Source organism: Arthrobacter sp. Bz4, from assembly GCF_003075455.1.
Lineage (GTDB): Bacteria > Actinomycetota > Actinomycetes > Actinomycetales > Micrococcaceae > Arthrobacter_D.
Map to the genome: position 1 here is coordinate 174,311 of NZ_QDAE01000003.1, position 14,478 is coordinate 188,788.

Annotated in this window: 15 protein-coding genes; 5 read left to right on the top strand and 10 right to left on the bottom strand. The window is 64.9% G+C overall.

Going from position 1 to position 14,478, the window contains the following annotated elements:
- Nucleotides 1-64 precede the first annotated feature (64 nt).
- Together DDA93_RS04020 and DDA93_RS04025 are read left to right on the top strand one after the other, a co-directional pair.
- Nucleotides 65-739, top strand: coding sequence for a TrkA family potassium uptake protein (locus DDA93_RS04020; RefSeq protein WP_024477335.1), 675 nt, complete (start codon nucleotides 65-67; stop codon nucleotides 737-739).
- Complete coding sequence (locus DDA93_RS04025; RefSeq protein ID WP_019483774.1) at nucleotides 736-1,452, top strand: TrkA family potassium uptake protein; 717 nt, start codon at nucleotides 736-738, stop codon at nucleotides 1,450-1,452. Before DDA93_RS04020 ends, DDA93_RS04025 begins: the two co-directional genes overlap by 4 nt.
- On the opposite strand, the gene DDA93_RS04030 is transcribed toward DDA93_RS04025, so the two are convergent.
- The 4 genes from DDA93_RS04030 to dut form a co-directional block, all read right to left on the bottom strand.
- Nucleotides 1,449-2,189, bottom strand: coding sequence for a DUF3159 domain-containing protein (locus tag DDA93_RS04030; RefSeq protein ID WP_024477336.1), 741 nt, complete (start codon nucleotides 2,187-2,189; stop codon nucleotides 1,449-1,451). The two genes, DDA93_RS04025 and DDA93_RS04030, sit on opposite strands and share 4 nt — an antisense overlap.
- Nucleotides 2,186-2,566 (bottom strand): OB-fold nucleic acid binding domain-containing protein, encoded by a 381-nt coding sequence (locus DDA93_RS04035; RefSeq protein WP_024477337.1) that lies wholly within the window; start codon nucleotides 2,564-2,566, stop codon nucleotides 2,186-2,188. Before DDA93_RS04035 ends, DDA93_RS04030 begins: the two co-directional genes overlap by 4 nt.
- Nucleotides 2,559-3,443 carry a DUF3710 domain-containing protein gene (locus DDA93_RS04040; RefSeq protein ID WP_116778119.1) on the bottom strand — a complete coding sequence of 295 codons (885 nt, stop codon included), beginning with the start codon at nucleotides 3,441-3,443 and terminating at the stop codon, nucleotides 2,559-2,561. Before DDA93_RS04040 ends, DDA93_RS04035 begins: the two co-directional genes overlap by 8 nt.
- 68 nt (nucleotides 3,444-3,511) lie before the next feature.
- Nucleotides 3,512-4,006: a dUTP diphosphatase gene (gene dut / locus DDA93_RS04045; protein ID WP_024477339.1), complete on the bottom strand. Its 495-nt coding sequence runs from the start codon at nucleotides 4,004-4,006 to the stop codon at nucleotides 3,512-3,514.
- A gap of 128 nt (nucleotides 4,007-4,134) precedes the next feature.
- Here dut and DDA93_RS04050 point away from each other — a divergent pair, with 128 nt between their 5' ends.
- Nucleotides 4,135-4,599: a DUF3093 domain-containing protein gene (locus tag DDA93_RS04050; protein WP_019481097.1), complete on the top strand. Its 465-nt coding sequence runs from the start codon at nucleotides 4,135-4,137 to the stop codon at nucleotides 4,597-4,599.
- A gap of 23 nt (nucleotides 4,600-4,622) precedes the next feature.
- Here the strand turns inward: DDA93_RS04050 and DDA93_RS04055 are convergent, their stop codons facing one another.
- Both DDA93_RS04055 and DDA93_RS16435 read right to left on the bottom strand, forming a co-directional pair.
- Nucleotides 4,623-4,931, bottom strand: a complete 309-nt coding sequence (locus DDA93_RS04055) for a DUF4193 domain-containing protein (RefSeq protein WP_024477340.1) — start codon at nucleotides 4,929-4,931, stop codon at nucleotides 4,623-4,625.
- A gap of 37 nt (nucleotides 4,932-4,968) precedes the next feature.
- Nucleotides 4,969-5,109 (bottom strand): hypothetical protein, encoded by a 141-nt coding sequence (locus DDA93_RS16435; RefSeq protein WP_162148071.1) that lies wholly within the window; start codon nucleotides 5,107-5,109, stop codon nucleotides 4,969-4,971.
- Nucleotides 5,110-5,169: 60 nt separating this feature from the next.
- On the opposite strand from DDA93_RS16435, the gene sepH reads away from it, so the two are divergent.
- Nucleotides 5,170-6,462, top strand: coding sequence for a septation protein SepH (gene sepH / locus DDA93_RS04060; RefSeq protein WP_019481099.1), 1,293 nt, complete (start codon nucleotides 5,170-5,172; stop codon nucleotides 6,460-6,462).
- 49 nt (nucleotides 6,463-6,511) lie between these two features.
- Here the strand turns inward: sepH and DDA93_RS04065 are convergent, their stop codons facing one another.
- The 4 genes from DDA93_RS04065 to DDA93_RS04080 all read right to left on the bottom strand — a co-directional run bounded on the left by DDA93_RS04065 (nucleotide 6,512) and on the right by DDA93_RS04080 (nucleotide 11,906).
- A complete protein-coding gene (locus DDA93_RS04065; RefSeq protein WP_019481100.1) occupies nucleotides 6,512-7,225 on the bottom strand; it encodes a thymidine kinase in 714 nt (237 codons plus the stop codon).
- Entirely contained in the window at nucleotides 7,218-8,405 is a 1,188-nt protein-coding gene (locus DDA93_RS04070; protein ID WP_116778146.1) for a nucleotide pyrophosphatase/phosphodiesterase family protein, read from the bottom strand. The genes DDA93_RS04065 and DDA93_RS04070 overlap by 8 nt, the downstream gene beginning before the upstream one ends.
- Nucleotides 8,406-8,420: 15 nt before the next feature.
- Nucleotides 8,421-9,095, bottom strand: a complete 675-nt coding sequence (locus DDA93_RS04075) for a DUF5998 family protein (protein ID WP_019481102.1) — start codon at nucleotides 9,093-9,095, stop codon at nucleotides 8,421-8,423.
- A gap of 90 nt (nucleotides 9,096-9,185) precedes the next feature.
- Nucleotides 9,186-11,906, bottom strand: a complete 2,721-nt coding sequence (locus DDA93_RS04080; RefSeq protein ID WP_116778120.1) for a bifunctional GNAT family N-acetyltransferase/acetate--CoA ligase family protein — start codon at nucleotides 11,904-11,906, stop codon at nucleotides 9,186-9,188.
- Between the two features lie 85 nt (nucleotides 11,907-11,991).
- Here DDA93_RS04080 and DDA93_RS04085 point away from each other — a divergent pair, with 85 nt between their 5' ends.
- Entirely contained in the window at nucleotides 11,992-14,472 is a 2,481-nt protein-coding gene (locus DDA93_RS04085) for a DNA topoisomerase (ATP-hydrolyzing) (RefSeq protein WP_019483225.1), read from the top strand.
- Nucleotides 14,473-14,478 lie beyond the last annotated feature (6 nt).

Consider the following 14,478-nt stretch of genomic DNA (forward strand, 5'->3'; position numbering starts at 1 on the left):
GCCCCATCAGGGGGGCGGCGCCGACAAGCAGGCTGGCAATCGGTTGGAACGGCAGGTAGTACGGGTGGCGCATTTTGTAATCATGGGGTGTGGCCGAGTGGGCGTCAGCCTCGCTCACACGTTGGATGAGTCGGGACATACCGTCGCAATCATCGACCAGGATGACCGCGCGTTCCGGAGGCTCAGGGGCTCCTTTGGCGGCCGCAAGGTTACCGGTGTTGGTTTTGACCGGGAGACGCTGAAGAACGCCGACATCGAGAACGCCTACGCCTTCGCCGCCGTGTCCAGCGGTGACAACTCCAATATCCTCGCCACCCGGGTGGCACGCGAGACATTCCATGTGCCCCACGTGGTGGCTCGAATCTATGATCCAGGACGCGCGGAAATCTACCAGCGGCTGGGAATCCCCACGGTGGCGGCCGTACGCTGGAGCGCCGATCAGGTGCTCCGCCGAATCCTGCCGGAACAAAGCATCAACGGTGACTTCAGGGAAACCTCGGGCCGCCTGATCCTGGGCGAGCTCTCGTTGCACGATGGCTGGCTAGGCCGATCCCTCGCCGATATCGAAGCGGCCTCGGGGATCCGAGTCGCCTACCTCACCCGGTTTGGGGAGGGCATGCTGCCCACCTCGGAGACCAGCTACCAGGAAGGTGACATTGTGCATGCAATGATGCAGACCGCCGCTACCGACGAAATAGGGCGCATTCTCGCCAAGAAACCAGTGGAGGAGTCCGAGTGAGGGTTGTCATTGCGGGCGCGGGAAGCGTGGGATCTTCGATCGCAAAGGAGCTGCTCTCCAACAACCACGAGATCTTGTTGATTGACGAGAAACCCGAGGTGATTGGCCGCAGCGGGCTCAAGGGCGCCAAATGGCTGATCGGCGATGCCTGCGAGTTGACCACCCTGAAGGATGCCCGACTGGATGAAGCCGACGTGGTGGTTTCTGCCACTGGCGACGACAAGGTGAACCTGGTGGTGTCGTTGCTCGCGAAAAGCGAGTTCGGGGTGGGCCGGACGGTGGGCCGGGTCAATAACCCGAAAAACGACTGGATGTTCGACGACTCCTGGGGCGTAGACGTCGCGGTCAATACTCCCCGTCTGATGACTGCGCTGGTTGAGGAAGCAGTCGAAATCGGCGACCTGGTCCGGCTACTGACCCTGCAGAGCGGTGTCACCTCGATCGTCGAGTTTACTGTCCCCCAGGAATCCCCGATCGTGGGTCGGACGCTGGGCTCGCTGATCCTGCCCGAGGACTGCACGGTGGTGGCAATTTTGCGCGACGATGCATCGATTACACCGAGCCCGGACGACGTCGTCGAACCCGGAGATGAGCTGTTCCTGATTGCCGCGATCGCCGCGGAGGATGCGCTCCGGAGTGTCCTGTTGGCGGTTCCTGGGGAATCCGGGGATCCCGACGACGGCGGGCAGATCGACGCCCCCGGCCTGCCTTAGCTGCGTTCGCGGGGTTCGCTGGACTCCTGCGGTTGGGCCGTCGGGCGGGATACGAGCCAGGCGAGCCATAACCCCAGTGCGTAGAGCGGAAGCCCCATGATCAGCCGGGTAGTTCCGAGCGCCACGAAATTCTCCGCGAAGTAGAGGGGCATCTGCACGGCGAGCCGGAGGCCGAGGACGGTCACGATAATCCAGGTGGCGATGGTGTAGGCCCTGACCCGTTTGGGGTCTTTCCGCCATTCGACGCCTTCGCCGCGGATGAAGCCGAACAGGAGGCCGGCAATCGGCCAGCGGACCGCTATGGAGATGACCATTGCGATGATGTAGCCACCATTGGTGAAGAAACCGGGAACGAAGAAGTCCTCGGCATTCCCGGTGCGGCCGGCAACGAAGGCGCAGATCGCCACGCCGATCAGACCGGACAGCGCCTGCGTCAGGGGTGTCCGTGAAACCAACCGAATGATCGAGAAGATGGCTGCTACGCCGATGGCCGCGATCAGGGAGACCTGCAGGTCCTGGTTGATCGTGAACATGACGGTGAAGATCAGGCCCGGCAGGATGCTCTCAGCCAGCCCACGGACGCCGCCAATCGACTGCAGCACGTCGATCTGCCCGTCGTCGCTGCGCTGCACCCCGGATCGTGCGGCGTACTGACCGGCCAACTCGGCGGCGGTAGGACCCTGACGCGGGGCCGGGTTATCCCCAGACGGGGTGCTGGGGGGTTGGGTGGTACTCACTGCTGTGCCTCCGGACGGCCGATGATTTCATAGCGTGGGTTGTAGATCGTGGGCATCCCGTCCACCGGGCTGACCATTCCTTCGAAGGCAATCTGGGTTCCGGCTTCAATGCCCGGAACCCGGCGTTGCCCGATCCAGACCAGCCGCACCTGGGCGGACCGACGTCGTGAGGCGTGTACCCGACGCTCGAATCCGGCCGCCCCCGGCGGCGTGTCGTCGGAGACCACCGCAGCGAACTGGGGCGCCGCGCCCCGCGGAAGAATGGTGATCCGGGAAATGAAACCCCGTGCCCGGGCACGCCCCCGGCTGGGAAGCCCCGCCACCGTGGCCGAATGCGGGGTCCCGCCGATCCCATCGAAGCCCGGGCGGTCAGCCAATGTGAGTGATCTCGGGTCCGCGCTTCAGCGGATCGGTGAGATCGGGCTTCGGCGCCGCAGCGGCAGCCGGTGATGCGGTGGCAGTCTCCTTGGGAAGACGAAGCTGCAGCAACTCACGTGGCGGCAACGGGTGATCTCCCCGGACCACTACAACGTTGCGGAAAAGTTCTTCCATCGGTGCGGCAGCCTCGCGGTTGATCGCCGCCGGTCCACCAATCACTCCGCGCAGGAACCATCGGGGGCCGTCCACTCCAATGAACCGGGCAACCCGGTACCCAGGCTGGCCATCGGGGGTTTGAGCCGGAAGTTTGGCCACCAACTCGGTGCCGAAGGAACCGACCCGGTCCTGGACCGTTCCGCCCTGCGCGCCGACCGAGACGCCGATCTGGGACCGAATCTCGTCCCAGAGGCCGTCGGTGCGTGGTGCGGCGAACACCTGCAACTGCAGGTTGGAACCGTTGAGGTCCAGGGTGACAGCGATTACCCGTTTGGTCTTCTCTTCCACCTCGAGCCGAAGCTGGAGACCCTCGGCTGCGCCGATACGCAGCGCTCCCAGGTCAATATATCCGGCGTCGGAGTCCTTCTCCGACACGTCAAACGGGCCGTTGCTCCGCGAGACGACTACGCCGGCAGCCGGCTCCGCGTCGGCTGCCGCAGGCGTCCCGACAGGCTCAGTGTCCGTCGGCTCGGCCGTGTCCGTGGTGGCTGCGGGGCCCGTTGGCTCGGCGTCCGTCGGCTCGGCCGTGTCCGTGGTGGCTGCGGGGCCCGTTGGCTCAGCGGCCTCGGCAGTTTCGGTTAACTCGACCGGCGCGTCAGCGGGTGTCGTGTCTTCAGCCGGGAGATTCTGTTGCTTCTTCTTCAGGCGCCCAAAAACCATGATTGGGTTCCTTTCCTTGGGTGTGTGGATCCTCCGGGAGGGGGTTCCTGGTCTGGATATCCTTGAGGTTATGCGTGAGTCGGAGCGGCAGCAGCATCAACGCTGTAGCCTCCGGTGGAGCCGAAGCCCCCGCTGCCGCGCACTGATCCGGGGAGTTCTTCAACCACGGTAAATTCGGCGTGCTCGACCTGCTGGATGAGGAGTTGGGCAATCCGGTCCCCTCGTTGAAACGCCAGCGATTCGGTTTTGTCAGTGTTCAGCAGGGTGACAGCAATCTCGCCCCGGTAACCAGCGTCAATGGTGCCAGGTGCGTTCACCACCGTCACCCCGTGCTTCGTGGCCAAACCTGACCGGGGATGGACCAGCCCAACGTACCCGTCCGGTAGCGCGATGGCCAGACCGGTAGGCACCAGCAAACGCTCACCCGGCGCCAACCGGAAGTCGATGCGGCTCCGTAGATCAGCGCCGGCGTCACCCGGCTGCGCATATTCGGGTGGGGCCATCCCGGCGTCGAGCAGTTTGATTTGCACGGGAAGTCTCCGCTGTGGGTCCAGCACGTTCATACTCCAGCTGCCTTGAAAGTGATCGGGGTTAGGCCTTCACTCTAGCGCGAAAACCTGAACGATCACCGGGTACCGGCAGGCCAACGGGCGAGGATGAACTACCCAGGAAAATCTGGGAAGGTAGGGGTATGTCAACACCCGCGCCAGGATCATCAGTCAGCACTGTCCTCTATGAGGAGCGGCTGTGGCCCGCCCTCTGGATCTGGCTGGTCGCGGCGGGAGCGGCAGGTGCGTCAGTGGTCACGTTTGCTCCGATCAATCTCACCACCGGGTTTATTGCTGCGACTGTGGTTGCAGTGGTCCTCGGCACCCTGTTGGTCCTGTCAACCCCCCGGATCGTGGTGACCACAACACATTTGACGGTGGGGCGGGCCACGATCGAGCGCCGCTTCCTGGGCGGCGCTGCCGCCTACACCGGTGAAGACGCCACCGCGCAGCGAGGGCCGCAGCTCAATGGGATTGCCTACCTGTGTATTCGCGGCTGGATCTCACCGGTTGTCCGGGTGGAGATCACCGACCCGGATGACCCCACTCCCTACTGGCTGACGTCCACCCGGCGACCGGACCGCCTGGTGGCAGCCCTCGCCGGCTGAGGCTTCCTCCCTCGCCGGGCCGATCAGCCTTCGCAGTCGCTGCAGTAGGCAAGCCCGTCTACGTGTTTGGCGATCTGGGAACGGTGCCGGACGAGGAAGCATGACGCACAGGTGAATTCGTCGGCCTGCGCGGGAAGAATCAGCACCTGGATCTCTTCGCTGGAAAGGTCAGCTCCCGGGAGTTCGAAGGAATCCGCTGCCTCGATCTCGTCTTCGTCAACCACAGGTGACTGGTGGCCAGCGCGGTGGGCCTTCAACTCTTCAATTGAGGCGTCCCCGGCGTCCCCGGCGTCTTCGGGGGTGGTACGCGGCGTGTCGTAATCGGTCGCCATAATTGGGGGTTCACTCTCCGGTGTGCTGTGAGATTGGTTAGTCGGGACTGTCCAACGTCGAGTCCAACGCTGACAGCCGGTATTTTGTGCCCGTACGCCAAAGATTGTCGCTGAACAACCCACTCTGATCCCAATCGGCGTCGAAACTTCCGCGCCACACCACGGGTGTAGTAGGCATGTCGGCCTTCAGGTGGCAGAGTTTCAGGGTAAGGAAGCATTGTCGGCTCGGAGGATTTTCATGCAGGAACTACGGCTGGTGGGTGTTCACGAGGACGGCGGACACCTGCACTTGAACGGTGAGGACGGCTCCAACTTCAGCCTGCCGATCAACGAAGCGCTGCGCATGGCGGTCACCCGCCCAATGGAACAGCACAAGATCAGCACTCCACCTCCCCCCGCAGGCAAACCAATTGTTCCGCTCTCACCCCGCGATATCCAGTCCCGCATCCGCAGCGGTGCCACTGCCCAGGATATCGTCGACGAGTCCGGCCAGGACCTTGCGCAGGTGCTCCGATATGAAGGGCCAGTGCGAGCCGAACGCGATTATATGGCCATTCTGGCCCAGCGGGTGGAGGTTTCCTCTGCCGTGCCTTCGAACGACGGCTACCGGTCAGCCTTCGGGGAAAACCCCGCCCAACTCGGCGACATGGTCGCATACCGGTTGCAGGCGTATGGGGTCGATGCCAACGCTGTTGAGTGGGACGCCTGGCGACGCCAGGATGGACTCTGGAACGTGGTGGCACGTTTTGATCTGGCACCAGACACCAGGGTCACCGTCGGGGAGGAACCTCCCGCTCAGTGGACGTTCAACCCCAGCCGGAAAACCGTCCTGAACACCAACCGGTGGGCCCAGTTGCTCAGCGAACTGGAACCGCTCGACGGCCCCCTGCCCACACGGCGGCTCAGCGCCGTTGCTGATCATGTCTTCGACTTTGAAGCGCAGAAAACCCCTGAGGCTGCACCCGAAGAGGAAGAAGCCTCAGACAACCTGCTCGACGTCCTCCGGTCCCGCCGTGGCCAGCGTCTCGGCGTGGACGAGGACGGCGATGACGCCCTGGCTCATCTGCTGGCCAAGGGGGCGATTCCGGCAGCCCATCCCCGCCCCACGGAGGACGATGGGACGGAAACCCCCGCCTCAACTGATGACGACGACGTCGAGCCACGCAAGTTCGCTGGCCTGAGTCTGGCCCCGTCAGTTGCCGACGACGTCGAGTCCGGCATTGAGGGCAAAGCGACCTACAGCGACGGCACACCAAGACTCTTCGAATCGGTCAGCACCGAAACCCGGGAAATCAGCATTTTTGCCCGCCCGAATCGGCCAGCACAGCCCGGGCCGGAAGCCACCGAACCACGCGAGGATCGCGGTCCCGCTCCCGAGCACGCCTCAGCGTCCGATCGATCAGCATCCGATCGATCAGCGTCCGATCGATCAGCGAAACCGGTTGAGGAAGCATCGGATCGCAAGATCCGGCCGAAGCGTTCCAGCGTCCCCAGCTGGGACGAAATCGTCTTCGGCACCAAAAGCGACTAGTCGCAGTGAACGAGTAGGTCGCCGGGGATTTCCTGGTTGCCGCTTGCTCTTAGGCGAACGGCAGCAACATCTCGTTGCTTTTCATCGCCGTAGCGGTCCTCAGGGTGACCCTCCGCGTGTGATGGCGCCGGCAGAGTGTTTCATAGCCTGTCACTGGTGCGTGCGGGGACTCGGCAACCGAGCCGCCGGTGAGCGGTAGTTCCGGCTGGAGCGGATCCCGCGGCTCCGAGGCCAGCTCAACGTCGCCGACCACCATCTGGTCGCCCTCAACTACCATGACGCCGTCGACGGTCCTCGCGTTATGGGTTGCCCGGCGCCCGCACCAGCAAAGCGCCTCCACCTGAAGGACCTGGATCCGGTCGGCGAGTTCGATGAGCCGCTGCGAACCGGGAAAGAGCCTGGTGCGGAAATCGGAGGTGATACCGAACGCGAACACGTCCACGTCCATCTCGTCGACGATACGGGCCAGCTGATCGATCTGCTCGCCCAGATAAAACTGGGCCTCGTCGCAGATGAGGTAGTCCACCCGTTCAGCTGACGTCCGGCGCCTGACAATTTCGGCCCAGAAGTCGGTGGTGTCGGTGACTTCCACCGCTGGGGTCTGTAACCCGAGCCGGCTGGAAATCATTGCCTCCCCCGCCCGGTCATGGGAGCTGAAGAGCAGACCGGCCCGGCCGCGGGCGCGGTGGTTGTGGTCCATCTGCAGCGCCAGGGTGGACTTCCCGCAGTCCATGGTGCCGGAGAAAAAGATCAGCTCAGCCACGGGTGCCCTTCCCTCCCGGGCGGTTCAGGGTCAGGAGTGGGACTTCCCGCTCGGCCCGGGTGAGCGAGCCATGCTGGCCGACCACTTCCATGGCCGACGCGGAGGTCCGACGGCGATCGTATAACGCGATGGGCTCCCGCGCCGCGATCATGAGGTCTCCGATGCGGGGCAGCACTCGCTGATCGACCTCGCCAAACAGGCCCGCGTCAACGGCCTGGTCGCGGGTGAAGATCCATGCGAGCCGGCCGTAGGCGTCCCGCCACGCCGCCAGGAGTCGTTCCTGCCCTCGGGGGGACAGGTCCGGTTCAAAGTACAAGTGGAGCATCCGCGGCTCGCCAGCGGTGTGGGCCACCCCGTCGATGAGTTGCGGTTGGGTGGAGAAATCGTGGCGGTGGTCGACGTCGACGTCGACCATCCCGTGATCGGCGGTGAGCAGCAACAGCGTATCGGACGGTACGCGTGCCGCGAGGGTCCTGATCGCTGAGTCAACATCCTCCAACTGGTTGCCCCATTCGGCCGAGCCGCAGCCGTAGCGGTGGCCGGCCTTATCCATCTCGTTGAGATACAGGTAGACCAGCGCCCGGTCGGAGGCAGAGAGTTGCTCATGGGCGCCGCGCACCCGGGCCTGGAGTGTTCCCGCCGCCACATAACTGCCGCCCCGCAACGCCGCCCTGGTCATTGCAGAGTCGGCGAATTTGGGGAGGGACACGCTGACCACCGGGAGCTGCCCGGCCGCCTGTTCAAAGACTGAGGGATACGGTTGCCACTGCAGCGGATCGACTCCCGGGTCCCACCCGCCCAACATGTTGACGACTTTCCCCTGCTCCGGGTCCAGTACATCGTAGCCAACCAGCCCGTGCTTGCCCGGCGGCAGGCCGGTGCCCAGGCTCCCGAGGGATGCGGCTGTTGTTGAGGGGAAAGCCGAGTTGAGGGTTCGTGCGCCGTCCAGATGACGGCGCAGGAACGGTGCGTGACCGCCGCGTTTCTTCAGCAATGAGGAGCCGAGCCCGTCGACCACCACCACACACACTCGTGAGGCCGTGGGCAAGCCCAGGGCGTTGAGGAAGGGGCCGGACGCTGAGTCCAGTCCCAGGGCCGCCGCCGCGCTGGTGAAGACCTCGGCGACGGTGCTGCGCCCATAGGGCGGCGCCGCCGGAAGAGGCTCCCGGTGTTCGGTCAGAGATTCCACCAGCGGCTAGCCCTGGTGGTGGGTTCGGCTGAAGCGGGCGCCGAGGCCGGGCTGCCTGCGCGGCGTCGGGCTGACGGTGCTGCCGGCACCCGGCATCACCGGGTTGGCTGTGTTTACCTTCCGCAGGGCCCTGGCGAATGATTTCGCGTTCTGGACCGCCTGCATACCGTCGGCCTCAGCGCTGACGCGCAGCACGATGTCTTCCTGGGAAATGGTGCCGGTGTACCCGTGGTCGGCGTCGCACTGGGGGTCGCTGCACCCGGCCGGACCCATGTCCAGGCGCTGCCCGCCGGACCAGGCAATGGCGAGGGTCAGCTCCCGAGCCTGGTCGGAAGGCTTGTAGTCCTGGGGCTGGGCGTAGAGGTAGCTGAGGACCACTGAGCGGATCTGGCTGACCGGGACGGACTCGGTGGAAACCTGGGCCATCATCTGCTGCCCGTCCTCGTCCAGCTGCTGGTCGTCGACGTGGGTGATCACCAGCATGTCCTCGGTGAGAACCAGCACGGTGATATGGCGGTGAACCTCGTTGCGTTCGAAGTGGGTTTCGAGGTGCACCACATGGGAGAGCGGTTCCCGACCGTCAAGGGCGTCGTGCACCGTGTCTGCCACCAGGCGCGGATAAAATCCTGCCCGTTCCAGGGAGGCGTCGAGGCTGCGGCGTTCAGCGGAAAGCGATGTCATACCTCCAGTTTCCCCCACCCGGGCACCCGCCACCTAACCCGGCGACCGGTAGGGCGCGCCGTTCACCCAGGACGGCGGCCGGCGTCGTCGTTAGTCCCGCATGGCCCGTCGTGCACTGTCGGTGCGACGCTGCGGGTTGCCGACCATAATGTCGGTGCTGAGGATGACCAGTCCGGTGGCCGAGACCAGCACCGGGTTGAACTCAAGCAAAGCGATCTCCGGGTGGTGGTCCTTGAGGACAGCCACCCGGCTGATCAGGTTTTCGATCGCGGCGATGTCGGTCGCCGGCAGGCCCTGGTAGCCAAACAGTTTGCGGGATGCGCGCGGGCCGCGGACCAGATCGGAAACGTCGACGGCGGATAGCGGCGGGATGCTGTGCGCCCAGTCATCGAGAAGGTCGACGGCGTCGCCTGCCAGTCCGAAGGACAGCACCGGCCCCAGCAGGGGATCTTCAATTGCGCGGAGCGTACAGGCCTGTCCGGAGGGCGCCATGGACTGCACCTCCATTCCGCTGACTCCGAAGGGTGCTAGGACCTTCTCCATCTGCGAAATGTTCTGGCGGAGGGATTCTGCGTCCTCGATGTTCAACCGGACGCCCCCAAGGTCGAGGCGGTGCCGTAGATGTTCGTCGACGGTTTTGATGACCACCGGCCACCCGAGCCGGTCAGCGGCTTCGACAGCCTCATCGGCTGTCGCGAAGCGGACGGCGGGTAGCAGGGAGATGCCGTAGTGGCCGAGCAGGGTGGCCGACTCGGCGCCGTCCAGCCGGGTCAGGCCATCGCCGTCGACCCGGAGCAGCGCCTGCTGCAACACCGCAGACGCGGCATCGGAGTCGATGTCAGCCGGTTCGTGGAAGCCGCCGCTGTCCCGGGAGCGCCATCGGGCATAGGTCACCACTGCGCCGAGGGCGGCGACGGCGGCCCCCGGTCCCGCGTAGCAGGGCACCCCACGCTGGCTTGGCACCGCGGCGTCCCCGTCGGCTGCCGCCAGCGGGTTTCGGGGTGAAGCCAATAACCCATCTGATTGCACAGCCGGGTCCAGGATGCCCGCAAAGGAGGCGACAAGAGGCTTGTTGGCTGTCTCGGCGCAGTCCCGCAGGCAGTCGGCAATGGCCTCGACTGTCAGCCCGGGCGCCGGGAGCAGGGCGACAACGGCCGAGTGCACTTCGTCGTCGGACAGCGCGTCGAGAACTGCCGCGCGCAGGACTGGCAGCGCAATGGACTGCCCGGTGTCCAGATCAATGTCCGTCACCAGCCGCCGCACGTCGAGGGACTGGGCAGCGGCGGCGTCGGCGACCACCTTGCCGAGAGCCAGCGAATTGCTGAAAACGGCGAGCGCTGGACCGGCCGGGAGGGGTTGGCTGACGAGAATCTGGGCAATGTCCACCAACTGGGCAGTCGTTTCCACCCGGATGACCCCCGATTGCCTCAGCATTGCGTCGAGCGCCCCCGAGGGCGCTTGGGTGGTGCGGACGGCGTGGCCGGGCGGTAGTTGCAGGCCCATCACATCGGACTTCGCGACGATGACCGGTTTGGTCTTCGCCAGCCGGCGGGCAATCCGGGAAAACTTGCGTGGGTTGCCCACCGACTCCAGGTAGAGCCCCACAGCGCGGGTGGACGGGTCATCCTCCCAGTACTGCATTGCGTCATTGCCCGAGATATCGGCCCGGTTGCCGGCAGACACGAAGGAGCTCAGGCCCAGTCCGCGGCGTCCTGCCGCCGCATACAACAGCACTCCGATCGCCGCTGACTGGCTGAACAAACCCAGTGCACCGGCGGCCGGCAGCGCGGGGGCCATCGAGGCATTGAGCCTGACCTCCGGGTGCGTGTTGACCAGGCCCAGAGATGCCGGGCCGACCACCCGCATGCCGTAGGCCCTCGCACGATGCACCAGGGCCCGCTGCCGGGCCAGCCCTTCGGCGCCGTCGTCGGCGAACCCGGCGGTCGCCACGAGGAGGCCCTTCACCCCGGCCACGCCGCACTGATCCACGACCGACGCCACCTGGTCATAGGGGACGGCGATCACGGCTAGTTCGACCGGCCCCGGGACTTCGCCGATGGAGGCGAACGAAATCATGCCCGCCAGTTCGAAAGCCTCGGGATTCACCGCATACACGTCACCGGTGTAGCCGCCATCGATGATGTGTTCCAGGAAGGAATACCCGACGGTCCCCCACTCGCGGCTGGCACCGATTACAGCGACCGACGACGGCGAGAGCAGTCCGGCGACACTGCGTGCCTCGGCGCGGTGTTCCCGGGACTCCATCACGGCGCGTGACTTCTCGGTGGGGTCGATGTTGAACTCCAGCATCACCACGCCGTCGTCGAAGCGCCGTTGCACCTCGTAGCCGGCCTCAGCGAAGACGGTGATCATCTTGCGGTTTTCCGGCAGGACCTCTGCGGAGAACCGGCTGATGCCGTTCTCCCGGGCAGCCGCGGCGAGGTGTTCGAGCAGGATCGACCCCAACCCCCTGCCCTGGTGGGCATCAGAGACGTTGAAGGCGACCTCGGCTTCGGTGGGGTCATCGAGCCGGTCGTACCGCCCAATACCCAGAATGTCCGTACCGCGGGTGACGACGAACGCCACGCGGTCCCGGTGGTCCACCTCAGTGAATCGTTTGAGCTCTTTGTTGCTCAGCGAGGACTTGTAGGTGAAGAACCTCAGGTAGATCGAGTTCTCGGACTGTTGCATGTGGAAGTGCTGCATTGCTGGCGCATCATCGGGCGAAATCGGCCGCAAATGTGCAGTGGCGCCGTCCCGCAACACGACGTCGGCCTCCCAATATTCCGGGTAATGTCCGTCAGCCGCCATAGACTCACCCTAGTGGGCGTTCGGCGTTCACGTCATTACCCTTGGCAGCACCTACCCTTTTTCACAACCCGAGGACCATCCGATCATGGCCAGGCGCCAAAGCACAGCAGCCCCGGTGGATTACACCGAGAACATCATCGACATTGACGTCACTTCCGAAATGGAAGGCTCTTTCCTTGAGTATGCGTACTCGGTGATTTACTCCAGGGCCCTACCCGATGCCAGGGACGGGCTGAAACCCGTGCAGCGGCGCATCCTGTACATGATGACCGATATGGGGCTGCGCCCGGACCGTGGCCATGTGAAGTCCGCCCGGGTCGTGGGCGAAGTGATGGGTAAGCTCCACCCGCACGGCGACGCCGCGATTTACGACGCAATGGTCCGCATGGCACAGGACTTTTCGCTGCGCCTGCCCCTGATCGATGGGCACGGCAACTTCGGGTCACTCGATGACGGCCCGGCCGCCCCCCGCTACACTGAGGCCCGCCTCGCCGCGGCGGCCCTCACCATGACCGACCACCTCGACGAAGACGTGGTGGACTTCGTCCCGAACTACGACAACCAGCTCATGCAGCCGGAGGTGCTCCCCGCCGCCTTCCCCAACCTGCTGGTTAATGGGGCGACCGGCATCGCCGTCGGTATGGCGACGAACATGGCCCCCCACAACCTGGGCGAGGTAATCGCGGCAGCCCGGCACCTGATCGCCAACCCTGACGCCGGGCTCGATGACCTGATGCGTTTCATCCCCGGACCGGACCTTCCCAGTGGCGGTAAAATCGTGGGGCTTGAGGGTGTGCGGGACGCCTATGCGACCGGCCGGGGGTCCTTCAAAACCAGGGCCACCGTGGGAATCGAGCAGCTTTCCGCCCGGCGCACCGGCCTCGTGGTGACTGAGCTGCCCTACACGGTGGGCCCCGAAAAGATCATCGAGAAGATCAAAGACGCCGTCACATCGAAGAAGCTCCAGGGCATCTCCGACATTGTGGACCTGACCGACCGGCGTCACGGGCTGCGCCTGGTGATCGAGCTGAAGAACGGCTTCAACCCCAACGCCGTGCTGGCCCAGCTGTACCGGTACACGCCGATGGAGGACTCGTTCGGCATCAACAATGTGACCCTTGTTGACGGTCAGCCCCGGACACTCGGCCTGGTGGAGTTGCTGCAGGTCTACATCAAGCACCGACTGTCGGTGGTCCGCCGCCGCACCGCCTACCGGCTGGGACGCAAGAAGGACAGGCTTCACCTGGTCGAGGGTCTGCTGATCGCGATCGTCGATATTGACGAGGTCATCCAGATCATTCGCTCTTCGGATGAGTCGGCCCAGGCCCGGGAACGGCTGATGTCGATCTATGATCTGACCGAGCTGCAGGCGAACTACATTCTTGAGCTTCGGCTGCGTCAGCTGACCAAGTACTCACGCATCGAGTTGGAGAAGGAGCAGGACGAACTGCGCCGGGAGATTGCCCTGCTGGAGGAACTACTCGGCTCGGAAGTGAAGCTGCGGGCCCTCCTGTCGGAGGAACTTGCAGAGGTGGCGGCGAAGTTCGCCACCTCCCGTCGCACGGTGTTGCTGGAGTCCGAGTCCAGTGCACCACTGAAGGGCACGGTGATGCCCGCGGCAATATCGCCCGGCGGGAAAACGACGCCGTTACCCCTGGAAATTGCTGACGATCCCTGCTGGGTGATCCTGTCGACGTCGGGACAGCTGGCACGCACCGCCGACCAGGAACCGTTCGGTGAGGGCGGGCAACGGGTCAAGCACGACGTGTTCAGTTCGGTGATTCGTTCAACGGCGAGGGCGGAGGTTGGAGCGGTCACCTCGGCCGGGCGAATGCTGCGCCTTCAGGTGATGGATATGCCTGCTCTCGCACCAACCGCCGGGATTCCCAATCTGGCGGGCGGCGTACCGGCGCAGGAGTTCATGACCCTGCTGCCCGGGGAATCCCTGGTGGGGTTGGCACCGCTCGACGCGGTAATCGCCCTGGGCAGTGCGCAGGGCGTGGTGAAACGGGTTGCCCCCGAGTATCCTCTGAACCGCGACGAATGGGAGATCATTTCCCTCAAGCCCAAAGACAAGGTGGTGGGCCTGGCCGCGGCCAGTGACCAGGACCTGCTGGTCTTCATCACGGCCCAGGCGCAGCTGCTGCGTTTCCCCGCATCGACCGTCCGTCCGCAGGGCCGCACCGCCGGTGGTATGGCAGGCATCAAACTGGGATCCGGTGACTCGGTCATCCACTTCGGCGCTGTGGGTGCCGAGGATTCGGCCGCCGTCGTCGTGACGATTGCCGCCGCGAGCGGAGCGCTGCCGGGCACCTCGGCTGGATCGGTCAAGGTGACCGATTTCGCGGAGTATCCGACCAAGGGTAGGGCTACAGCGGGGGTCCGGGCCCACCGGTTCCTCAAGGATGAGGACATCCTGCTGCTCGCCTGGGCCGGACACGGTCCGGCAAAAGCCGCGTCAGCTTCCGGTGTATCCAGGGCCCTCCCCACCGAACACGGGCGCCGTGACGGTTCTGGTGTCACCCTGAGCCAGTCAGTCGACTCGATCGGACCCAGCCTCGTCTAGGGTTGG

What these genes read in the sequence shown, in the direction of transcription:
- DDA93_RS04040 (WP_116778119.1), bottom strand. Translation starts at nt 3,443, where the DNA reads ATGGTTTTTGGGCGCCTGAAGAAGAAGCAACAGAATCTCCCGGCTGAA.
- dut (WP_024477339.1), bottom strand. Translation starts at nt 4,006, where the DNA reads ATGAACGTGCTGGACCCACAGCGGAGACTTCCCGTGCAAATCAAACTG.
- DDA93_RS04050 (WP_019481097.1), top strand. Translation starts at nt 4,135, where the DNA reads ATGTCAACACCCGCGCCAGGATCATCAGTCAGCACTGTCCTCTATGAG.
- DDA93_RS04055 (WP_024477340.1), bottom strand. Translation starts at nt 4,931, where the DNA reads ATGGCGACCGATTACGACACGCCGCGTACCACCCCCGAAGACGCCGGG.
- DDA93_RS16435 (WP_162148071.1), bottom strand. Translation starts at nt 5,109, where the DNA reads ATGCCTACTACACCCGTGGTGTGGCGCGGAAGTTTCGACGCCGATTGG.
- sepH (WP_019481099.1), top strand. Translation starts at nt 5,170, where the DNA reads ATGCAGGAACTACGGCTGGTGGGTGTTCACGAGGACGGCGGACACCTG.
- DDA93_RS04075 (WP_019481102.1), bottom strand. Translation starts at nt 9,095, where the DNA reads ATGACATCGCTTTCCGCTGAACGCCGCAGCCTCGACGCCTCCCTGGAA.
- DDA93_RS04080 (WP_116778120.1), bottom strand. Translation starts at nt 11,906, where the DNA reads ATGGCGGCTGACGGACATTACCCGGAATATTGGGAGGCCGACGTCGTG.
- DDA93_RS04085 (WP_019483225.1), top strand. Translation starts at nt 11,992, where the DNA reads ATGGCCAGGCGCCAAAGCACAGCAGCCCCGGTGGATTACACCGAGAAC.